20 protein-coding genes are annotated in these 21,647 nt (G+C 64.3%); 11 read left to right on the top strand and 9 right to left on the bottom strand.

Going from position 1 to position 21,647, the window contains the following annotated elements:
• Positions 1–50: 50 nt before the first annotated feature.
• Positions 51–1,574 (top strand): AMP-binding protein, encoded by a 1,524-nt coding sequence (locus B9D87_RS09760; RefSeq protein WP_080598522.1) that lies wholly within the window; start codon positions 51–53, stop codon positions 1,572–1,574.
• Here the strand turns inward: B9D87_RS09760 and B9D87_RS09755 are convergent.
• Positions 1,564–1,998, bottom strand: a complete 435-nt coding sequence (locus B9D87_RS09755; RefSeq protein ID WP_007770173.1) for a Zn-ribbon domain-containing OB-fold protein — start codon at positions 1,996–1,998, stop codon at positions 1,564–1,566. The genes B9D87_RS09760 and B9D87_RS09755 overlap by 11 nt on opposite strands.
• Entirely contained in the window at positions 1,998–3,143 is a 1,146-nt protein-coding gene (locus B9D87_RS09750) for an acetyl-CoA acetyltransferase (protein WP_007770175.1), read from the bottom strand. Before B9D87_RS09750 ends, B9D87_RS09755 begins: the two co-directional genes overlap by 1 nt.
• A gap of 36 nt (positions 3,144–3,179) precedes the next feature.
• Here B9D87_RS09750 and B9D87_RS09745 point away from each other — a divergent pair, with 36 nt between their 5' ends.
• Genes B9D87_RS09745 through B9D87_RS09730 form a run of 4 tightly spaced genes read left to right on the top strand, consistent with a single transcriptional unit; the run spans position 3,180 to position 7,168 of the window.
• The gene (locus B9D87_RS09745) at positions 3,180–4,034 is read left to right on the top strand and encodes an HpcH/HpaI aldolase family protein (RefSeq protein ID WP_007770177.1); all 855 of its coding nucleotides are present in this window, start codon (positions 3,180–3,182) and stop codon (positions 4,032–4,034) included.
• A 43-nt stretch (positions 4,035–4,077) separates the two neighbouring features.
• Entirely contained in the window at positions 4,078–5,193 is a 1,116-nt protein-coding gene (locus B9D87_RS09740; RefSeq protein ID WP_007770180.1) for a TauD/TfdA family dioxygenase, read from the top strand.
• Between the two features lie 28 nt (positions 5,194–5,221).
• Complete coding sequence (locus B9D87_RS09735; RefSeq protein ID WP_007770188.1) at positions 5,222–6,301, top strand: hydroxyacid dehydrogenase; 1,080 nt, start codon at positions 5,222–5,224, stop codon at positions 6,299–6,301.
• Positions 6,302–6,343: 42 nt separating this feature from the next.
• Positions 6,344–7,168: an enoyl-CoA hydratase/isomerase family protein gene (locus tag B9D87_RS09730; protein ID WP_007770191.1), complete on the top strand. Its 825-nt coding sequence runs from the start codon at positions 6,344–6,346 to the stop codon at positions 7,166–7,168.
• A 16-nt stretch (positions 7,169–7,184) separates the two neighbouring features.
• Here the strand turns inward: B9D87_RS09730 and B9D87_RS09725 are convergent, their stop codons facing one another.
• Positions 7,185–8,372, bottom strand: a complete 1,188-nt coding sequence (locus B9D87_RS09725) for an amidohydrolase family protein (RefSeq protein WP_007770192.1) — start codon at positions 8,370–8,372, stop codon at positions 7,185–7,187.
• Positions 8,373–8,642: 270 nt separating this feature from the next.
• Between B9D87_RS09725 and B9D87_RS09720 the strand changes: the two genes are divergently transcribed.
• Entirely contained in the window at positions 8,643–9,440 is a 798-nt protein-coding gene (locus B9D87_RS09720; protein WP_007770193.1) for a TetR/AcrR family transcriptional regulator, read from the top strand.
• Here B9D87_RS09720 and B9D87_RS09715 read toward each other — a convergent pair.
• Positions 9,429–10,589, bottom strand: coding sequence for an acyl-CoA dehydrogenase family protein (locus B9D87_RS09715; RefSeq protein ID WP_007770194.1), 1,161 nt, complete (start codon positions 10,587–10,589; stop codon positions 9,429–9,431). The genes B9D87_RS09720 and B9D87_RS09715 overlap by 12 nt on opposite strands.
• A gap of 105 nt (positions 10,590–10,694) precedes the next feature.
• Between B9D87_RS09715 and B9D87_RS09710 the strand changes: the two genes are divergently transcribed.
• A complete protein-coding gene (locus B9D87_RS09710; protein WP_007770195.1) occupies positions 10,695–11,714 on the top strand; it encodes an acyl-CoA dehydrogenase family protein in 1,020 nt (339 codons plus the stop codon).
• On the opposite strand, the gene B9D87_RS09705 is transcribed toward B9D87_RS09710, so the two are convergent.
• Positions 11,693–12,109 carry a PaaI family thioesterase gene (locus B9D87_RS09705; protein ID WP_007770196.1) on the bottom strand — a complete coding sequence of 139 codons (417 nt, stop codon included), beginning with the start codon at positions 12,107–12,109 and terminating at the stop codon, positions 11,693–11,695. The two genes, B9D87_RS09710 and B9D87_RS09705, sit on opposite strands and share 22 nt — an antisense overlap.
• Positions 12,110–12,152: 43 nt before the next feature.
• Positions 12,153–13,061 carry an enoyl-CoA hydratase gene (locus tag B9D87_RS09700; protein ID WP_007770197.1) on the bottom strand — a complete coding sequence of 303 codons (909 nt, stop codon included), beginning with the start codon at positions 13,059–13,061 and terminating at the stop codon, positions 12,153–12,155.
• A gap of 62 nt (positions 13,062–13,123) precedes the next feature.
• On the opposite strand from B9D87_RS09700, the gene B9D87_RS09695 reads away from it, so the two are divergent.
• Positions 13,124–14,269: an NAD(P)H-dependent amine dehydrogenase family protein gene (locus B9D87_RS09695; RefSeq protein WP_007770198.1), complete on the top strand. Its 1,146-nt coding sequence runs from the start codon at positions 13,124–13,126 to the stop codon at positions 14,267–14,269.
• A 44-nt stretch (positions 14,270–14,313) separates the two neighbouring features.
• Positions 14,314–14,928 (top strand): nitroreductase family protein, encoded by a 615-nt coding sequence (locus B9D87_RS09690; protein WP_040630118.1) that lies wholly within the window; start codon positions 14,314–14,316, stop codon positions 14,926–14,928.
• Positions 14,929–15,046: 118 nt separating this feature from the next.
• Here B9D87_RS09690 and B9D87_RS09685 read toward each other — a convergent pair whose 3' ends face one another.
• The 3 genes from B9D87_RS09685 to B9D87_RS09680 all read right to left on the bottom strand — a co-directional run bounded on the left by B9D87_RS09685 (position 15,047) and on the right by B9D87_RS09680 (position 17,233).
• The gene (locus B9D87_RS09685; protein ID WP_040629715.1) at positions 15,047–15,916 is read right to left on the bottom strand and encodes a hypothetical protein; all 870 of its coding nucleotides are present in this window, start codon (positions 15,914–15,916) and stop codon (positions 15,047–15,049) included.
• Positions 15,917–16,687: 771 nt separating this feature from the next.
• Positions 16,688–16,816 carry a hypothetical protein gene (locus B9D87_RS27710; protein WP_274517465.1) on the bottom strand — a complete coding sequence of 43 codons (129 nt, stop codon included), beginning with the start codon at positions 16,814–16,816 and terminating at the stop codon, positions 16,688–16,690.
• Positions 16,817–16,963: 147 nt separating this feature from the next.
• Positions 16,964–17,233: a hypothetical protein gene (locus B9D87_RS09680; protein WP_007770202.1), complete on the bottom strand. Its 270-nt coding sequence runs from the start codon at positions 17,231–17,233 to the stop codon at positions 16,964–16,966.
• A 340-nt stretch (positions 17,234–17,573) separates the two neighbouring features.
• Here B9D87_RS09680 and B9D87_RS09675 point away from each other — a divergent pair, with 340 nt between their 5' ends.
• Together B9D87_RS09675 and B9D87_RS09670 are read left to right on the top strand one after the other, a co-directional pair.
• Positions 17,574–18,545, top strand: coding sequence for a ParB/RepB/Spo0J family partition protein (locus B9D87_RS09675; protein WP_080598523.1), 972 nt, complete (start codon positions 17,574–17,576; stop codon positions 18,543–18,545).
• A gap of 110 nt (positions 18,546–18,655) precedes the next feature.
• Complete coding sequence (locus B9D87_RS09670; RefSeq protein ID WP_007770205.1) at positions 18,656–21,646, top strand: MMPL/RND family transporter; 2,991 nt, start codon at positions 18,656–18,658, stop codon at positions 21,644–21,646.
• The last annotated feature ends 1 nt before the right edge of the window (position 21,647 follow it).

Below are 21,647 nucleotides of genomic sequence, written 5' to 3'. Positions count from 1 at the left end.
TGACTGGCCCGGTTGGGTTGCTAGGACACGCGCGGCGGCGCGCCGACGAAGTGCGGTCCCGCTATCGCGCGGCAGGCTTCTGGAGGCCGGAGCCGGGCGACGTGGTGCGATCGATCGCGTCTCGGCACCCGGATCGCGTCGCCGTGATCGATCGAGGCTCCGAACTGACCTACAGTGAACTGGACAAGCGCGTCGATTCGGTCGCTCACGCGATGGTCGATGCCGGCGTTGCTCCGGGAAGCGCGCTCGTCCTGGTAGTCGGTAACGACGTGGATTCTGTGGTGTCGATCCACGCTGCGCTGCGAGTCGATGCGGTGGTTCTGCTCGTGCCGCGTAATGCCGGCGCCACGCAGATCGCCGACATCCTCACATGCACCGGTGCGCAATACGGCGCTGCGCCGAACTGGGCGAAGATCGCCGAGCCGGAGTTGGCGCGGAGTTGTCGTTGGATTGACTGCGGTGCCGATGACCGAACGGCCACCGACCGGCCCGTCCGCCCGGTGCGGCCGGCAGATGAGCCGTGTTTTGTGCTCTACACCTCGGGGACGACCTCTCGGCCCAAGGGCGTGATTCACTCGCTGAGCACGTTGGCCAAGGCTTCGGCGAATTACATTGCCGCAGCGGGACTCGGCGCCGACGACCGGATCTTTCTGATCAGCCCGCTGGCATCGGTGACGGGCGTGCTGCAAGCCCTGTTCATCGGCCCGATGCTGGCGGTACCGGTGATCCTCGAAGATCGCTGGGATCCGTCGGCGACCTGTGACCTCCTGGTCACGTCCGGTGCCACCTGGTATGGGGGCCCGGACCGGCTGCTGGACCGGATGCTCGATGAGGCGATGACCCGCGACGCCGTCATGCCATTACGTGCGGTGTATCTGGGCGGCACAATGCTGGACCGGCGAATCGTCGAACGCATCGAAGACGATTTCGGCATCGTCGTCATGCGCGCCTACGGCTCCTCGGAGGTCCCGGTCAGTACCTCCGGCCTGCGAACCGAGCCTCGAGAAGTCCGCCACGCCGACGACGGAGTGCCCCTCGGTGAGGTCGAGGTGCGGGTCGGTTCCCTGGCCGAACCCAGCGAGTGCTGCATCAAGGGTCCGCACACTTTTCTCGGTTACATCGATGCCGAGGACGATCAACAGGCGTTCGAGGGCGAGTGGTTCCGTACCGGCGATGTGGCAGAGGTTGTAGACGGGCGGGTGCGGATCATCGGTCGGATCAAGGACATCGTGATTCGCAACGGGCTGAAGATCCCGGCCGCCGAAGTGGAGGAAGCCGTCTCGAGGATAGGCGGCGTACGCGAATGTGCCGCCTACTCCGTCCCGGACTCCACCACGGGTGAGCGACTGGCCATGGCCGTCGTGCTCGAACCCGGCATCGAGATGTCGCTCGCTGAAGTCGCCCGTGCTCTTGTCGCGGAAGGACTTCCGAAATACAAACTGCCCGAAGAGCTCGTGTTCTGGAACGAGCCTCTTCCGGTCAACGCCAACGGCAAGGTCGACCGCACCAAACTCGATGCAAGGTCGGTTGGGCGGGAGCGGTCGCTCGCCGACCGTCTCGTCGCTACGGGGTGAGGGGTGCTGCCGCCGGAGCCTCGCCTGCAGCAGGACGGAAGACGGGGACGACGAATCCGTCCTCGTCGTCGCGGAAGGCGATCATCAATTCCATGTCGGCGCGCAAATCTTCGATGCGGCAATCCTCCACGGTCGTCATCAACCGCGGCCCCTCCTCGAGGTCCACCATCGCCAGCACGTACGGCGTGCGTGCGTCGAACGGGGCGGAATTTTGGTACACGACGCTCCACGTGTAGAGCCGTGCGCGACCGGTGGCCTGCACCAACTCGACGTCCTCGCCCCAACAGTGCGGGCAGAATGGCCTGGCGTACAACGACGTCTGACCGCAGGCCCGGCAGGCGTTCACCATCACCTTGCGGTCCTGCGTTGCCGACCACCATGCTCGGCCGTCGGCGTCGATCGTGGGACGATCAGGAGCCGTCATCACTGCCTCCCCAGAATCATTGTGGCGCTGTGGGTGAAGAAACCACCCATGGCATGGACGCACGCCAACGCGGCCCCGCTGACCTGGCGCTGTCCGCATTCGCCGCGCAACTGCCTTACCGCCTCCACCATGAGGAACATCCCCCGCATACCCGGGTGACAGGAAGCCAGGCCACCGCCGTCGGTGTTGGTCGGAAGCGCCCCGCCGGGGCGAAGCGCGCCGGACTCGATGAAGGGCCCGCCGTCGCCCTTGGCGCAGAAACCCAGATCTTCCACGGTCAGCAGCACGGTAGAGGTAAACGAATCGTAGAGTTGGCATACATCGATGTCGCTCGGGCTGACGCCTGCGCGCGCGAACGCGGGTGGACCCGAGCGCGCGGCCGGTGACGTCGTGAAATCGGACCATTGGCTCATGCTCACGTGCGACGTCGCGTCGGCCGCTCCGAGAATCCAAACCGGTTCCTTCGCGCAATCCCGGGCCACGCGCTCGCTGGCAAGCACGACGGCACCGCCACCGTCGGTACGCAGGCACACATGCTTGGAGGTGAAGGGATCGGCCAACATTGGCGCCGCCGCGACGTCCCCTACAGTGATGCGGTCTCGCTCAAACGCGTTGTCGTTCATGGCCGCCCACTCGTGGGCTGCGATGGCGACTTCGGCCAGCTGGTCGACGGTGGTGCCGAATTCGATCATGTGGCGCCTGGCCGCCATAGCGTACTTGGCGATCAAAGTGGGGCCGTAGGGCGCCTCGTACTGCAGCGCGCCACCGGTTCCCATCGCGGCGGCCGACGCCCGTACTCGTCGCTTGACGTCGGAGCGTGCGGTCGATCCGTAGGTCAGCAGAGCGGTGTCGATTTGCCCGGCCGCGATCGCGGCGGCGGCATGACAGGCCATCACCTCCCACGAAGACCCGCCGACATTGGTCGCATCGACCCAGGTAGGCCGTAAGCCGAGGTACTCGCTGACTTCCGCAGGGGGAAGCAACGTTCCGTGCCCGCCGAACCCGTCAATGTCCTCCTTCGTGAGCCCGGCGTCGGCGACGGCCCGTCGCGACGACTGGGCCATGAGGGCCATGGCGGTCTTGTCGGGCACCCGACCGCACTCGGACAGGGCTGCGCCCACGATGGCGACGCGGTTCGACGGCATAGCTAATCGTTATCACATCGGCGACCGCGGCCGATAATGGCCGTTGACGATATTGTGGAAACGTTATTCTCGGTCCGCTACCGTGTGCCTATGACAAAGGCGTTGCGGGACGCGTTGCGCGGAGAGGCGCTAGTGCTGTGCCTGGCGCTGCTCAGCTCGCGCACTCCCGACATTCCCGCGGTTGCGGCCGCATGCGGCTACGACGCCGTGTACGTCGATCTCGAGCACACATCCACGTCGCTCGATACCGCCCAGATGCTGTGTATGAGCGCGCTCGGCGCGGGAATTTCCGGCCTGGTGCGGGTGCCGTCCCACGATCCCAGCGTCATCGCGAGGGTGTTGGACGGGGGAGCTGTAGGAATCATTGTGCCACATATTAATTCGAAGGAAGATGCAGAAGGGATAGTTCAGGCCGCGCGTTTTCCGCCGATCGGCGGCAGGTCCATCTCTGGCCCCAATGCGGTCAGCGGATACGCACCGCGAGAAGCGCCGGAATTGGTGGAGTTGCTGGAACGGCGCACCGTTGTGGCGGTGATGGTGGAGACTCCCGAGGCGGTCGAGGCAGCCGACTCCATCGCCTCGGTCGATGGTGTCGACATGATCCTCATCGGGCCGAGCGATCTGACCGCCGCGATGGGCATCCACGGGCAGTATGAGAATGCCCATTTCCACCATGCAGTAGAATCGGTCGCGGCGGCTTGTCGTAGTCACGGCGTGGCGCTCGGCATCGCCGGAATAAAGTCAGTTGACCTGCTGAATCGATTCGTGGGAGTCGGTTTGCGATTCATCTCGGCGGGCACTGACATCGGGATGATGACCGAGGCGGCCACAACGCGTGCGCAAGCGCTTCGCGAACTGCAGAACCACCACGATGACGAGCGTGCCGAATGACACCGAGTAGCCGAGAGCGACGCCAATCCACCAGGAGGACCGGATGCCGACAGCCATCTACACCGAACGCGTCACCGACCCCATGGCGTGGACCGGCGCGGACTTCGCGAGCAAGGAAGACTTCGCCTTCGACCTGTCCGCCCGCAATGTGGCTGCCCTGGAATCGATCCTGGCCAAGACCGCGGGTAAAGACCGAGACGACATCACGCCGGAGGATGCTCGACACCCAGACCTCGACGACGATCTAAGACGGCTCTACCAGGACCTGATGTTCGGCAAAGGCCTGGCATGCGTGCGGGGCTTTCCAGTCGATCAGCATGATATTGAAGACCTCGAACGCATCTACTGGGCGTTCTGCACGCATCTGGGCTATTTGGTGTCGAACAATTCCTTTGGCCACCGCATGGTGCGTGTGCAGGAAGAGATCCTGCCCGGCGGAATCCAGCCCGCGCGCGGCACGAAGTCTCGCGCCGAACTTGCCATGCACAACGATGCCGCCGACATCCTGGCGCTGCTGTGCGTCTACCCGGCGGCCCAGGGCGGCGAAAGCCAGTTTGCGAGCGGGCCCGCTGCGCACAACCGAATCCTGGCCGAGCGTCCCGACCTGCTAGACGTGCTCTATCAAGGCTTTCCGCACCACCGACGCAGCGAACAACCGGATGACCAGCCCGATATCACCCCCTATGACGTGCCCGTCTTCTCCCAAATCAACGGGCGCATCTGCATCAACTTCACCTACAGCAGCATCCTGCCGGCGATGAAGACCCTCGGTCGTGAATTCACCCCGAAGCAAGAAGAGGCCGTCGAACTGCTCCGCAACATACTCGTCGACCAGCAGGTCGAATTCCGTTTGGAGTCCGGGGAAGCGGCCGTCGCCAACAATTTCGCGATGTGTCATTCCCGGTCGGACTTCGTCAGCAGCAACGACCCGAAGAAAGCCCGCTGTTTCCTGCGCGCCTGGATGGAGGTCCCGCGCGAGGATCGTCGTCTACCGATCGGTCGCGAGTACTTCCACATGGAAAACAAGGATCTGCGGCTCGGATACGACGTGGTGCCCGGACGCGACGGCGCGGTCGCGCGCAACGACTACCGCAACGTCGACACCGCGCTGGCCGACATGTTCAAGGCGGCGCAGGCCAAGCCCAAGGCTCGGCCATGACTGCAGGCGCGAAAGGCGTGCCGGGCAGATGACCGATGCGCCACGACCGCGGTTGGTCGTCGAGCGGTGGACCGACCCCGCCGCGGGGGACATCCTGGAACTTTCCGGAATCGATATCGTCAAGCTCGATCTGAAAGCTCCCGCCGAACAAGGTTGGGCAGCATTGGAATCCGCACACGGCTATCAAGTCGCCACCCGAACCGATGTCGCGTCGGTGGCCGACGGTGCGCAGTGGCTGGCCGGGCAGGCACTGATCGCGCGCTGTTCCACCCTGCTCGCCGTCTGCTCAGCCGGGGCCGGGTATGACGTCATCGACGTCGATGCGTGCACGCGCGCGGGGATAGCGGTGTGCAACAACTCCGGGCCGGGTGCCGAGGCCGTGGCCGAGCACGCACTGGGATTCATGCTCGACCTCGCCAAGAAGATCACCGTCTCCGACCGGGTGTTGCGCAGCGGCCCGCTCGGTGACCGGCAGTCCCTGCGGGGAAGTCAACTGCTCGGCAAGACGCTTGGTGTCGTCGGGCTGGGTGCCATCGGTGGCCGCCTCGTCGAGCTGTGCGCGCCGCTCGGCATGGAGGTGCTGGTCTTCGACCCCTACCTCGACGACGAGACCGCACGGACCCGCGGTGTGCGGCGCGTGTCGCTTGGCGAGCTGCTCGAGCGGTCGGACTTCGTACAGGTGACGTGTCCACTGACCAGAGAGACGCACGGGCTCATCGGCAGAACGCAGTTCGCCGCGATGAAGCCGACCGCCTTCTTCATCACCACGGCCCGCGGCCCGGTCCATGACGAGGCGGCGTTGTTCGACGCGCTCGTCAACGGTCGAATCGCTGGAGCGGGTCTCGATGTATTCCACGAAGAGCCGCCCCGGCAGGACAACCCTCTGCTTCGGCTCGACAACGTCGTTGCGACACCGCACACCGCCGGCATCACCGTGGAGGCGGCGCGGGACATCGCCGTGGCGACCGCCACTCAGTGGCAGACGATCTTCGAAGGCCGGATGCCCCCTCGCTTGTTGAACCCGGATGTCTGGCCTCGCTACTGCGACAGGTTCCACGACATCCTCGGTGTTCACCCGACCGCCCGGGCCGCCGCGGCCGCCGAATGAAATCGATCGCTCCCGAATGCGCTGAGAGGAGGGCCTGACCGGGTGACACACTACGACACGATCGAGGTCGAGGTCAGGGGTCATACCGCTTGTGTGACCCTCAACCGTCCTGAGGTGCTCAACGCGATCAACGACGAGATGATCGCCGAATTGACCATGGCCTATGCGGAAATCGAACGGTCGCAGGATATCTGGACGGTGATCATCACGGGTGCCGGCCGCGCCTTGTGCGTCGGGGCGGATGTCAACAAGGCGGCGGACCACGACATGGAGAACGCGGCGGGAATCGATAACCAGGGCGAGCCCATTCTCAGTTCGATGCGACAGTGGGATGCGCCGCAGGAGGCCACGCCGCCATGGCTGCAAATGACCAAGCCGATCATCTGCGCGGTGAACGGCATCGCTTGCGGTGCGGGAATGGACCTCGTGACCACGGCGGACATCACCGTCGCCTCCGAACGTGCGACATTGATGGATCCACATGTCAGCATCGGCGTGACATCCGGCCGTGAGGGGGTCAGGCTCGCCCGTATCCTTCCGCTACCGGTGGCGATGCGGCTGATCTTGATGGGCAAGCACGAAAAGCTTGACGCGCAGCGCGCATACGACTTAGGTGTCTTCACCGAGGTGGTCGAGCACGAAGCACTCATGGGACGCGCCTGGGAGATTGCCGACGTGGTGAATTCGAATGCGCCGCTGGCGGTCCGGGGTTCACGGATGGCCGTGCGCAAAGGGCTGACGATGCCCATCTACGAGGCAGAGCTGCTCGCCGAGAACTACCGGATGAAGGTGGCCCTGACGAAAGACGCCATCGAGGGCCCGCGCGCCTTCCTCGAGAAGCGCAAGCCGGACTGGAAGGCCCGTTAGCGGTTGGGAAACCGTGCTAGGCCATCCCGAAGAAGTTCTTCGCGTTGGTGGACAGCACCTTTCGCTTGGTTGCCTCGTCCAAGCCTTCCGTCGCCTTATTGGCGACCTCGGTGCTGTGCGGCCAGTTCGTGTCGTTGTGCGGGTAGTCGGTTTCGAACATGAGCTGGTCCTCACCGACGAGATCCAGGATGCGGAAGGCGACCGGATCGCCGAAGGTGGAAAACCACACTCGGCCGGGTACCTGGCTGCTGGGCGGTTCGGTCAGCAGGGGATGGATCCCGCCCCACGCCCGCCGGTCCTCCCAGACCTCGTCGACACGCTGCAGGTAGTAGGGGATCCAACCCGCTTGCGCCTCGGCGAACGCGAGCTTGAGGTCGGGAAATTGCATCAGCTTGCCGGAGAACAGCCAGTCGACCAGCGCGATAGTGCAATTGACCGCCATCAGTGCGCTCGTCACGACGTGCGGCGAGTCGGGGGAGGACTTGGTGAGTGAAGAACTCGACCCGATGTGCAGCATGATCCCGACCTGGTTTCGCTCGCATGCGGCGAAGAACGGGTCCCAATAGCCGCTGTGAATGGACGGCAGATCGAGACGAGCGGGCAGCTCCGAGAAACACACGGCATGCATGCCCTTGGCCGCCACCCGTTCGACCTCTTTGACGGCGAGTTCGACGTCCCAGAGCGGGATGATGCCAAGCGGGATCAACCGACCGTTCGAGCTTCCGCCCCACTCGTCGATCTGGAAGTCGTTGTAGGCCTGGACGCAGAGCTGCGCGAGCTCTTTGTCCTTGCCGTACAGGAAGCGTTGACCGCAGAAACGGACGAGGGTATTGGGGAAACAGGCCGACGCCTCGATGCCGGCGATATCCATGTCCGCGAGCCGGTCCGCCGGACGGAAGCAGCCCGGCCGCATCTCGTCGTACGTGATCGGGTCGGTGGTGAGTTCGTCGATCTCGTAGCCGGCGGCCGCACTGATGAGGGGGATCGGGATAACCGCGTCCTCGTAGTGCCAGATGTCCGCGTCGCGGCCCTCGTCATCCTCGACAAACGCGACGTCGGACGTGACGGACGGATCCATGCGCCCGCGGGTGCGAACTATCCGCGGCCCGATGTCTCGATAGCGCTCCGGCAGCCGGCTGGTCCACAGATCGGCCGGCTCCACCAGATGGTCGTCCGGCGAGACGATTAGGATATCTGCGCTCAACGCTGCACTCCTTCGGGAACGGCCCGTGGCTTCATTCGTGGCACACTGAGACGGAAATGAGAATGACCGTTTCCACGGTACCGCATCGGGTCCGCCTCGTGTGCCCGGGCACCTCCGGGCGGCCACGTGCCCCGCTAGTGCGGGACGCCAACCGAGCCCTGACGGAAAGGCCGCCGCGCCGGCAACAGTGACTTACGCGAAGTGAGAATCAACATACACGTATAGGTAGATCGTACATTTTCCATGTCGGACGCGTATTCTTAGCGCATTATGCCTACAAAGAAGCCTGCCGGTTCCGACTCCGAAACCGGCCTAGAACTGGTCGATACCGAGGTCGAGCTGCCCGGCACGTGGCAGCAACGCACGATCGAGCGGCGGTTGAGTACCGCGCGAGCGCGTGCCCTCGCCCGCAGTTCGCGATTTTTGGCCACCGCGCTCGAATTGGTAGAGGAGTCAGGCAAGGCCGACTTCACGATCCAGACGCTCATCGACAGGTCGAACCTGAGTCTCCGCGCTTTCTACCAACATTTCGCGGGCAAAGAAGAACTCATGTTGGCGCTGTACGAGAACGTGACAAGTCAGTTCACCGAGGACATCAGGCAGGATGTCGCCGCGGCCGACGGTCCGATGGAGCAGCTCGAGGCCTTCTGCCGGGGGGTGCTGTCGCGCGCGGAGTCGTCGGAAGCTGTCGGCGGCCGGGTCATGACGATCTACAACCTGAGCCTGGAGATCGAGCGGCCGGACGACTTCGCCAAGGTGTGGGAGCCGCATCTGAAGCTCCTGACGAAGATCATCACCTCGTGTGCTCGGGCCGGCCTGGTACGCACCGACCTGACCCCCGCGCAGCTGACCACATTGCTGAACACGACGCTCACCGCGCTCGCTCAGATCGGTGTTTTTCATCTGGGCGGCAAGGGATCCAAGCTGACCGAGGACCAATTGTGGGCGTGGTGTAAGCAAGCCGTCACGCCGCCTGCCCCGGATGTCAAGACCAAGCCCGCGCGCAAGGCGGCCTCGCGCGCGGCATCCACCGGTCGGGGCGGACGGCCAAAGAAACTAACGGGGTAGGCCGAGCCCGCGCTGGGCGATGATGGTGCGCTGAACCTCACTGGTACCCGCATAGATCGTGGTGCCCAACGAGAACCGCAATGAGTGGTCGAACCGTCCGCGTTCGGGAGCGCTCGGTTCGAGGTAGCTGCGTAAGCCGTCGGCGCCGACGAGTTCGACCACGTCTTGGCTGGCCCGTTCGAGCGCCTCGGTGCTGAATACCTTGGACATCGGTCCCTCGGCCACCGGGACGTCGCCCTGTTCGAACATCCACACGCACCGTCGCTGCAGCAGCATCGACACCTCGGTCTCCATCGCGATGCGGGCCAGCCGGCGCCGCACATCGGTTTTCGCGATGGGTGCCGAGCCGTCGTCTTCCTGGCTGGTGGTTGCCCAGTGTTCGGCATGGTCCAGCAACCGGATCAGATGCGGGCCCCAGCCGGATGCGTGCTCGTCCTGCAACGACAGCCCGAGCACCCGCCAGCCGTCATCGACTTCACCAATCCGCCACTCGTCGCCGACGCGGACATCGCTGTAGAAGGTGATATTGGTGCGTTCCCCGGAAAGTGTCCAGACCGCCTGTGCCGCAAAGCCATCGGAGTCACACGGCACCAGAAACATCGTGAGCCCCTGATGTTTCGGTTTATCCGGGCTCGTGCGCGCGAGTAGAAATATGAAGTCGGCGATGTGACCGTTGGTGGTGAACATCTTGGAACCGTTGATCACCCACTCGTCGCGGTCCCGAACGGCCCTGGTGGCGGCAGCCGCGACGTCCGACCCGCACTCGGGTTCCGTGAAGCCAAGGGCGATGGTGATGTCGCCGCTGATCGCGCCGGCCAGAATTCGATCCTTTTGCGCCGGGGTGCCGACCGCGCGAATAATCGATGCCACCATCCTGGTTGTCTCGGACAGGTAGAGCGGCGCGTCAAAACGCATGAGTTCCTCTTTGAGGACCTGATCGTCCCACACGTTGCGGTTCTGCCCACCGAGCTCGACGGGCCAGGCCGGAGCGAAATAGCCTTTCTCGACCAGGCTTTTGGCGAACCCGTCGTCATGCGCGACGCCGCTGCGATAGATGCGCTCTTCGAATTCGGGAGTGAGTATGTCCCGAAGGTGAGCACGGATGCCGTCGCGGTAGGTCGCGGTATCTGCGGCGAGCTGAAAATGCATGTATCAGGCCAATCTGTCGTCGTACGGGCCCCGGGGGCGGCATGGTCGATAATGATAATCTCAATTTTGAGAGTAACCATATCCGCACGTGATGGGACGGTAATCGTGGACCTGAGCCTGACGGGCGAACAGAGACAGTTGGTGGATTCCTTCGCCGCGCTGTTTGCGCGTGAGTCGACCTCGGAGAGAGTGCGGGCGGCCGAGCCGTCGGGCTTCGATCACAAGTTGTGGAAAGCACTGCGGGAGACAGGTGCAGTCGAGATGGCGGTCGGTGAGGCGGCCGGTGGGTGGGGTGCCTCCGAACTGGAACTTGCGCTGATCGCCGAGCAGTTCGGTCGCGCGGTCGCGTCTGCGCCTGTTATCGAGGCGCAGGTTGCCGCGCGACTGCTGGCCGACTCCGGCGAGGCGGGCGCAGGGTTACTGAGCGCGGCCATGGCGGGTGACCAGCTGGTCACGTTCGCGCCGCGCGCCGTGCGCGATGGCCGGTTGCCACTGGTTCCGGGCGGGGCGGTGGCAGACCATGTGATCGCTCTTGCCGACGGACGATTGCTGGTGGTGCCCATCGGGAAGAACCGCGTCGCGGTGGAAAACCTCGCGTCATTGCCGCTGGCGGATATCTCCCTTGAGGACGAGCCCATCGTCCTCGTCGCCGGGACGCAGGCGCGCGATCTGTTCTGCGGCGCTCTTGACTTGTGGCTCATGCTCACGGCTGCCGCGCTGGCGGGTGCGGCCAAGAAGGCAGTCGAGATCGGTGTCGACTACGCCAAACAACGGCACGCCTTCGGAGCCCCGATCGGAAGCTTCCAAGCGGTGTCCCACCCGCTGGCCGACAGCGCCACTGCCGCCGACGGGGCGCGGCTGCTGGGGCTCAAGGCGGCGTGCGCATTCGCCGATGAGCCCGAACGCGTGCCTGAGCTGGCCGCGATGGCGTTCGCGTTCGCCTATGAGACGGCGCGCGATGCCACGCGGCGTAGCCTGCACATCCACGGCGGGTACGGGTTCGGCATGGAGGGCGACATCCAGCTCTACTATCGCCGGGTCCGGGGATGGGCAATGGTTTTCGGCGAACCTGCCGTCGCGTTGGACCGGGTGGCCGATGCGCGCTACGGGGCCGCCGCAACGTGAACAGGGTTGCGGCGTGCAAGGATCGCGAAGCTCAGCGTGGCGCGGGCCGCGAGCCGGTTTCGGCCAACGTCGAAGACGTCGACGCCGACAACGATCATCCGCTTCCCCGCGCGCACCAACGTGGCGGTAGCGCGCGCGGGGCCATCGACGATGGGTGCCAGGAAGTGGATTGACATGTCCGCGGTTCCCGCCCCGCCGCCATCGCCGGCGTATTTGACCGCAAGGCGCCCGGCGGCGATGTCGATGAGCGTGGCGACGAGTCCACCCTGCAGCGCGCCGCGCAGGTTCGTCAGATCCGGTCGGTTGCGCAGGTCGACGACCACCGAATCATCGGTATCGACGACGTCGTAGAACGGCAGCTGCGCGAAGAGATGCCCCGGCACGGTGACGTTCATCGGGCGTGGCGCCTCGGGTGAGTTATTGTTCACCGCCACAACGTTAGGCGCCGGACCGGACCTGATCCTTGACCGCCAACACAACAGGGGGAGCGGTTCGCCAGTTCGGCACCCCTTGCTCTTCGCCCGCGGTCGGGAGCTTGTCCTCGCGGATCTGGGCCCAGTGCGAGTGATTCAATTGGTGCAGTGCGAAACACGATTGCAGCGCATTGTAAAAACCCATGTTGTCCACTGATTGGTTTACCGACTCCTTGATGAGCAGGGCCGCCATCGTGGGGACCTTCGAGATGCGCCGCGCCAGCTCCAACGTGCGCTCCGCGAGTTCGTCGCGCGTGAAGATCTTGCTGACCATGCCGAGCCGGTAGGCCTCCTCGATCCCGATCGCGTCACCGGTGAGCATGAGTTCCTTCGTGCGGCGGGGTCCGAATTCCCAGGGATGGCCGAAGTATTCCATGCCGCACATGCCCAGCCGTGTCCCCACCACATCGGCGAAGCGCACCTCCTCGCTCCCCACGATGAGGTCACAGGCCCAGATCAGCATGAGACCTGCCGAGAACACGTCGCCGTGCACCTGGGCGATCGTGATCTTGCGTAGGTTGCGCCAGCGCAGGTTGTTCTGAAAGAAGTAGTGCCATTCCTGCAGCATGGTCCGCTCCGCGCCGTCCCGCGTGCCTCCGTTGATGGTCACGGTGGGGTGCTGGCCGGCGCCCGGACTGAACTCGGCACGCGCCTGTTTGGAGCCGATGTCGTGGCCGGACGAGAACATCGGGCCCTCGCCGGCCAGCACGACGACGCGGACGGTGTCATCGGACTCGGCGCGGGCAAACGCGTCATCGAGTTCGACCAGCATCCCCCGATTCTGGGCGTTTCGCTGGTCGGGGCGGTTCAGCGAAATCCGAACGATCCTGCCTTCGTCGAACGTCTCCCACTTCAAGAATTCGTAATCGCCCACCGTTCGCCCCTTTCGTCTGCATCCGGTAATGGTGTTATCTCTATATGAGAAGCTATGTTCTCATGGACCGGCAGGTGATGACCGGAAGGGGCCCGATGGCGAATGGTCAAGGCAAGCCACGAGTAATCCTGTGGGGTCCGGGGCAGGTCGGCACCGGCGCGTTGCGTGCCCTCATCGCGCACCCCGGCTTGGAGCTGGCCGGCGTGGTGGTGCATGCGGAAGCCAAGGACGGCAAGGACGCCGGCGACTTGTGCGGAATGCCCGCGACCGGTGTCATGGCCACGCGAAACATTGATAGCGCACTGTCCGTGGACGCCGATGTGGTGGCCTACTTCGCGTCGGGTGACTACCGTTACCACGAAGCGGCACAGGACATTGCGCGCTGCCTGCGAGCGGGCAAGCACGTGGTGTGTACCTCGTTGGTGCCGATGTGCTATCCGCCCGCTGCCGACAAGGAAACCGTCGATTTGCTCGAGGCGGCCTGCGCGGAGGGCGGCACCAGCTTCTTCAACAGCGGCGTCGACCCCGGCTGGGCGAACGATGTGATCGCGCTGACGATGACAGGTTTCAGCAGTCGTGTGGACAGCGTCACGATGCAGGAGATACTCGACTACGGCCCCATCAATCAACCCGACATCATGTTCGACTTCATGGGGTTCGGGCACGTCCCCGACTATCCGGCCGCGCTCTTCGACACCGAGCGCCTCGGCGCGCTGTGGGGACCGACCGTCCACCTCGTCGCGAACGGCATGGGTCTCCCGCTCGACCGCGTGGAGATATCCCTCGAAAAATGGTTGGCCACTCGGCGATACGAGGTTGCGTCGGGATGGATCGAGCCGGGCACCGTGGGAGGTATGCGCTTCAAGCTCGCCGGCATCGTGGGCGGTGAGGAACGCGTTCTACTCGAACACATCACTCGCATGGGCGAGGGTTCCGCGCCAGATTGGCCGCGACATCCATCGCCGCACGGTGGCTACCGCGTCATCGTCGACGGTCTGCCCACCTATACCGTCGATATCGAGATGCACGGTCGCGGCAACAACATGCGCGGCCTGACCTATGCGACTGTCATGCGCGAACTCAACGCCATCCCGGCCGTGATCGCCGCCCCGGCAGGCTTGCTGTCCACCCTCGATCTGCCTCTGGTCACCGGTCCGGTGCGCGGCGGAACGTGGCACGGTCTGCTGCCCGCGAAGGCGAAGCCGTGAGCGGGCAACCGGTGCCGCAGACGCCTGCGGATCTCTGGGAGGTCATGCGTACCGCGTCTTCGGTGCGGCGCTATCGCGACGAGCCGGTTTCCGACGAGGCCGTGGAAACCTGTCTGCGCGCGGCGAGTTGGGCTCCGTCCGGAGGCAACCAGCAGCCGTGGAAGTTCGTCCTGCTGCGATCTGGTTGCCTGCGCGAGGTGGTCACGGCGGCGGCCCATCAGACGTGGGACGTTATGGCCGAGTTCTATGGCTTTTCGATGCCTGAGAACGAGGCGGACGACCCCAAATCGCGCGTTTTGCGAGCGATGGCCGAGCACATGAGCGTTGGTGGTGCGGCGCCTGTGCTGGTGCTGTTCTGTGTCCAGCCGCAGCGGGGAACCACCGAGCTACAGCAGGGCGGGTCGATCTTTCCCGCCGTCCAGAACTTCCTGTTGGCGGCCCGCGCGCAAGGCCTTGGCGCCGCGATCACCCTGTGGCATGGGTCGTGCGAGGACCAACTGCGATCCATGGTCGGCATCCCCGACGACTGGAAGATCGCGACTCTACTCACGGTGGGTTGGCCCAAGGGCGGTCACCACCCGGTGCGGCGCAAGTCGCTTGACCAGGTGGCGGCGATTGATCGTTGGGATCAGCCCTGGATGAGCGACGCCATCCGGTGATCCACCGTTTCGTTCACGGCGGGTGGGTCGGTCATGCAACTACGTGATCACGCTGGCGCCCGGAAACCCGCTGTGATACTTCACCGTTCGGGCATCGCGGAGCTTCCGTGACTTCCCGCTAGCTCACTAGCGCTCGCCGCACGAGGAACAACACGAGCAGGGCGATCAACACCCAATTGCTGACCGCATGCGCAGCGGCGGACTTGGCGACCGCACGTCGTCTCACCTGATCAACACAGTCACGACTAGCTGATATCTGCTCACCAAGGGTGTCAGCCCATTCGTTGCGTCGTCGCTCATTTTCTGTGCGTACCCGTTCACGTTCTCTCTGCAATTCCGCCCAGGCGTCGGGGTCTTTACTTTTAAGGTTGGCGGGCAGCGCAGGGTAGGGCAGGCGTTCGTACTGGGGCATTTGGCGCGCCGCTTCCAGCTCGGGGCCGAGTGCCGCAATGGCGCGTAAGTACACCATCAGGAAGTACAGCCCGCTAATGGTCAGCGCTAGGCAAGCCGCGATCGGTATTCCCGCCCAAAAATGGGTCAACCCGAACGTGACTTGCCTCGTCACTTTTCGGCGGACACCTTGCTGTTCAGCTCGATGCCGAAACGCCAGCTCTTCAGCGTGGGCCAACCACGGAACCACAGCGGCCACGACAATAGGCACCCCAACCCCCACCACTTTCCAGATCAACCCGCTCTGGCCCGTCTGCGCGAGACCGACGTTGCCGCTATTGCCCAGCATCCGCCACCAACCCCATCCAAGCAGCGGAAATATGCGCACGAGCGCGATGTAAACGGCAATCACGATGGTGAGCTGGCCAATTGCCGCCGGAATCATCCACCAGCGCATCGCCAGAACTGTTTGACGGTATTCCTGGCGGAGACGTTCGTGACGAACCACGTTCTTAAGCGACCGCAACATACTGGCGGCAATAAATGCCACCACGACGGCCGTCAGGACGGTCGCAAGTGTTCCGTGCAGCATCGTCACCCTCTCATCTTGACAAGCGCGAGCGAATACCCGCGGAGTGTTCTACAGGCAAACTGCACTCGTAACCGATCCCAGCGCTTTCACCGACCCCTATTGGACAAGCCCGAACCGCCCTGGGGCATCCTTGCGCACAGGCTCCCCAGATATGAACAAGGTATCGAACGGTAGTCGTCTCGGGTTATGGCCGAACGCGACCGGGCGCCGGATGAACCCAGTTGACAGTCAATCGATTTGGAGCGCAGCCGCGGATCTTGTCGCTCGTTGCGGCGCGGTACCGGGCACCCGGTGAGAGTGTCGCATGGCACGAGATCGAAGATGACACGATGAGCGCGCGCGAATTCCGCGATGACGACAGCGGCTATCGCATGTGGCTCGACGCGAACCCCGCCCGGGGTCGTACTCAACATCGCGCGTAGCCACAACCCGGCTGAGGCGAAGCTGCACCTGGCTGCGTGCCGGACGCTCACCCATCAGATTCGAGGCGGAAGCGCGGCGACAAAGCAGTACGTGAAGATCTGCGCGGGACAGCTGGCGGAGCTTGAGCAGTGGGCCACAGCGAACGGAATAGCTTTGCCGCCGGTATGCGCAGCCTGCCATCGCGCGCCATCCGCCGTGAGGCCCGGCCCGGTCGCCCCGGCCAGACGCGCGATCGGAGCACCCCTGCGTGACGGCGGCTACACGATCGGTAGTCCGTCGGCAGAAGACAGGGCCGTGCGGGTCTGGGCTGATGACTACGTCCGCTTCGAGCACCGTCCGCCATGGCAAGAAGAGCTACGGAACGTGATCCGTGCTCAGCTTGCGGAACTCGAACCGTAGATGGCGCAGGTCATCCACGCCACGTTTTGTGGCGACAAGCCAGGCAACGCCGATGTCGAGAACCTTCTCCTCTACAAGGGCCATCTGGGGACTGCTTGCCGGCGGTGCGACGGACCCCGGAAGCTGCGGCCGCCGAAGATGTATGTGTGTCCATCTTGCTTCGATGGAGTAAGCATGTTGCTCGTACCAAAACAGGAGCGGCAATGATGCACAGCAGCGGGATACCTAGCTCTACGTGATGATTCGCCAGTACATGTCCTCGCGCGCCCGCACCGATTCCGGCTCCATGTCGGCCGCGATGGCGAACCGGCGATTGGTCCCCGAAATTAATTGACGCCGACGCTGCACTATGGAAATTTGATACTCGACTGTGAGAGGTGGATTCTCGTTGCTCGAGATTCCCGAAACGGAGTAGCGGATCGTGAACAGGCTCACCGCAAGGGTTTTCCCCGCGACGACCAGCTCGTCCAGCGGTTCAACGCCCCGCAGTCTGCCGACCACGGTGGGCCCGCCCTGTCACGCGCGAACTCTATCGCGGCTTCATCGCGACTACGCGATGAAGAGGCCGTCGGCGCGCCCCCGTCGACTGCGCCCCGTGTCGAACATGCCAGGCCGCCGGCCAGGAATCTGTGTGCACAGCTGGATCCAGGTCGGGGCAGACAGTTCGTCGTGAAGGCGGTGCGGAAAAGACAGAGATCAAACCGGTCATGCCAATCCTGAGCGGTGATGGCTGGCTGATGCCTGGGTCGACCGACAGCATCGTGCCGAGCAACCACGACATTGATGGGCGCTCCGCTTAGTGCGCCAATACGATAAGGGGGATCGGGTGCCAGCGTGTCCGATGGCGGAGTGGCTATCTCGAGAGCACTCTCTGCCGGTTGAGAACGTTCCTATAGCAGCAATTCACAGTTCGCATTCGCCCCGGAAGATCAAAGCGAACGAACGCCATATCGAGATCTTGGCGCAATCACCGGTTCCCTTGCCTCCCATAGTGATTCACCGTACATCGATGCGGGTGATCGACGGCGTGCATAGGTTGCGCGCCACGCAGTTGCGGGGTCACGACTCGATAGCAGCAAAGTTTTTCGAAGGCAGTGACGCCGAAGCGTTCGCGCTCGCTGTGCACCTGAACGTCACCCACGGCCTACCGCTCACCCTTTCGGAACGAAAGGCTGCGGCGCGACGCATCCTCTTGGCGAATCCGCATCGCTCGGATCGCTCCATCGGCGTGCTCACGGGGGTGTCGAACAAAACGGTCGCCATGTTGCGCAAGTGTTTAACTGGGGAAGATTCCCACTTAGACGTCCGGCTCGGACGTGACGGAAAATCTCGTCCCATCAGCCCGATCAACGGTCGGCGGCGCGCCGCGGAATTCCTGTCGACGAACCCGGCCGCGTCATTGCGGGAGATCGCGCGTACCGCAGGCGTCTCCGTCAGCACCGCGCGCGACGTGCGGGCGCGCTTCGAAAGAGGCGAAAACCCCCTGCCCGATAGCCTTGCGAAAACGTCGAGCTCTCGTCCGGAACCGGACGGTCACGCTTCGCAGGACACATCCGCCGGCGGTCGACATGGCAGGCATCGCGGGGCCCCCGACCACGATCTCCTCGAGCGGCTGAGAAACGACCCGGCGGTGAGGTTCTCCGACCGGGGCAGAAGGCTCGTGCGACTACTATCCACCGACATGGCTGCCATCGGCGCCGTCAACGCGATCGCCGAAAACATTCCGGTCCACTGTTCGGGCACCGTCGCCGAGATCGCCAGGAGAAACGCGTGCGCTTGGCAAGAGGTCGCGAACAAATTCGAAACCGTATAGTTCTCAATGGTTTTCGCGAAGCACGCTAAAGTCATGGCCAAGCGACGCCCTGAGAGGATGAACGCATTTTCGGCTGGCTAGGTGGGTTGGTCGCGCGGTGGCCATTGGTAGTGATCGGGTGCTGGGCCCTGCTCGCACTGGTGCTGCCGATGGCGGTGCCGTCGTTGGCCGAGATGTCCGCGCGGCACCCGGTGGCCATCCTGCCCGCTGCCGCGCCGTCGACGGTCACCGCGAAACAGATCAACCAGGCGTTCCACGAGGCGGGCTCGGAAAACGTGTTGATCGTGCTGTTGAGCGACGACAAGGGGTTGGGCCGCGACGACGAAAACCTGTACGGCACACTGGTGGACCGGCTGCGCCAGGACACCAGAGACGTGGTGATGCTGCAGGATTTCCTGAGCATGCCGCCGTTGCGTGAGGTGTTGAGCAGCAAGGACCACAAGGCGTGGGTGGTGCCGGTCGGACTGGCCGGAGAGTTGGGCACACCGCAGTCCTATCGCGCCTACAACAACGTGGTGGCGCTGGTGCAACACACGCTGGCGAGCGCGCACGGGTCGACGCTGAAAGCCAGCCTCACCGGGCCCGCCGCCACGGTCGCCGACCTGACCGACGCCGGGGCAAAGGACCGTGTCTCCATAGAGTTGGCGATCGCGGTTCTGTTGTTGATCATCCTGGTCGTCATCTACCGCAACCCGATCACGATGTTCTTGCCGCTCATCACGATTGGCGCCTCCCTGTTGACGGCGCAGGCGGTGGTATCCGGGGTATCGGTGCTGACCGGTATGGCCGTGTCCAACCAGATGATCGTGTTGCTCTCCGCGATGATCGCCGGAGCGGGAACCGATTACGCCGTCTTTTTGATCAGCCGCTATCACGATTACGTCCGGGGCGGTGAGGACCCGCAGCGGGCCGTCAAAAGGGCGATGGCGTCCATCGGCAAAGTGATCGCGGCGTCGGCGGGGACGGTGGGAATCACCTTCCTGGGCATGGGGTTTGCGAACCTCGGTCTATTTTCCACGGTGGGCCCCGCGCTGGCGATCGGGATCGCGGTAGCGCTTCTGGCCGCGGTGACGCTGTTGCCGGCGATCATGATGGTGGCCGGCCCGCGCGGCTGGATCGCGCCGCGTGCGGAGCGCACCACCGTGTTCTGGCGGCGGGCCGGGGTGCGGATCGTGCGCCGGCCCGCGCGTTATCTGGCCGCCAGCCTGATCGTCTTGATCGCCGCGGCCTCCTGCACGACCCTGGTGGGCTTCAACTACGACGACCGCAAGCAGCTACCCGCCTCGGCCGGCAGTTCGCTCGGATACGCGGCGCTGGAACACCATTTCCCGGTGAACCAGATGATTCCGGAATACCTGTTCATCTCCTCTGCGCAAGATTTGCGCACCCCACGCGCCCTTGCCGACTTGGAGCAGCTGGCCCAACGCGTGAGCCAAATCCCGGGTGTCGCCATGGTCCGCGGGGTCACCCGGCCCACCGGACGCTCGCTGGAGGAGGCCAAGGCGACCTATCAGGCCGGTCAGGTCGGCAAGGAACTGGGCGGCGCGTCGAGCTTGATCAACAGGCACGCCGGCGACCTGAACCGGTTGTCCTCCGGTGCGGGACTGTTGGCCGACAAGCTCGGTGACGTGCGCACGCAAGTGGGTCAGGCGATCGGGGGCGTCAGTGGTCTGGTCGATGCCCTGGCAACGGTGTCGGCCTTGTTCGGTGGGGGCACGACGCTAGGCGACATCGACACCGCCACAAAGCTTGTCAGCAGTGTCCGGGTGCTCGGCAACACGCTGCAGATCAATTTCTCGGCCATGATGAGCAATTTCGAGTGGATCGACGCCGTGGTCGCGGCGCTGGATACCAGCGTGGTGTGTGACGCCAGCTCGGTCTGCAGCGGGGCCCGAGCCCAATTCCACCGGTTGGTCACCGCCCGTGACGACGGAACCCTTGGCCGCATCAGCGACCTGTTCCACCAATTGCAGTCGACGCAGTCGTCTCAGACGCTGGCCGCCACCGTGAACCGTCTCGGACAAACCCTCCATGGCGCTCTCGCGTCGCTGCACCGGCTGGGACTGGACAACCCCGGTGCGGCGCGCTCGCAGATCGCCACGGTGCAAAAGGGCGCCAACGACCTGGCCAGCGCCGGGCGACAGGTGGCCGACGGTGTGCAGCAGCTCGTCGATCAGGTCACCCGAATGGGGGCCGGTCTCGGCCAGGCCTCCGGTTTCCTGATGGACATGGGCCGCGACGCGTCACAACCATCGATGGCCGGCTTCAACGTGCCGCCTGGAGCCCTCGATACGCCCGACTTCAAAAGGCTTGCGCGGACGTTCATCTCGCCGGATGGCCATTCGGTGCGCTACTTCATCCAGACCGACCTGAACCCGTTCAGCACCGCCGCGATGGACCAGGTCAACGCGATCCTGGCCACCGCCAAGGGGGCGCAACCCAACACCGCGCTGTCGGATGCCTCGATCTCGATCTCCGGGTACCCGGTCACGCTGCGCGACACCCGGGACTACTACGACCGCGACATCAAGCTCATCGCGGTCGTGACCATCATCGTGGTGCTACTGATCCTCATCGCCCTGCTGCGCGCGATCGTCGCGCCGCTGTACCTGGTCGGGTCGGTGATGCTCTCCTATCTGTCGGCCGTCGGTATCGGGGTCGTGCTGTTCCAGGTGATCCTGGGGCAGCAATTGCATTGGAGCGTACCCGGATTGACCTTCGTCGTGCTGGTCGCGGTGGGCGCGGACTACAACATGCTGCTGGCGTCACGGCTGCGCGACGAGTCGCCGACGGGTGTGCGGACCGGCGTCATCCGGACCGTGCGTTCCACCGGCGGAGTGATCACCGCCGCCGGCCTCATCTTCGCGGCATCCATGTTCGGTCTGCTGTTCTCCAGCATTGGAGCCGTCGTGCAATCCGGCTTCGTGATCGGGGCCGGCATCTTGGTGGACACCTTCGTGGTGCGCACCATTACGGTGCCGGCCATCGCGACACTGCTGGGACGGGCGAGCTGGTGGCCTGCGCGACCATGGCTACGCGCGCCGGAGCAGGCAACGGCCAAGAAGATTACGGTCTTTCAAGCCGTGGCCGCAGACGGGTGAA

Source organism: Mycobacterium colombiense CECT 3035 (genome assembly GCF_002105755.1).
Classification (GTDB): domain Bacteria; phylum Actinomycetota; class Actinomycetes; order Mycobacteriales; family Mycobacteriaceae; genus Mycobacterium; species Mycobacterium colombiense.
Note: the sequence above shows the minus strand (reverse complement) of the source record. Positions and strands in the feature narration are given on the sequence as shown.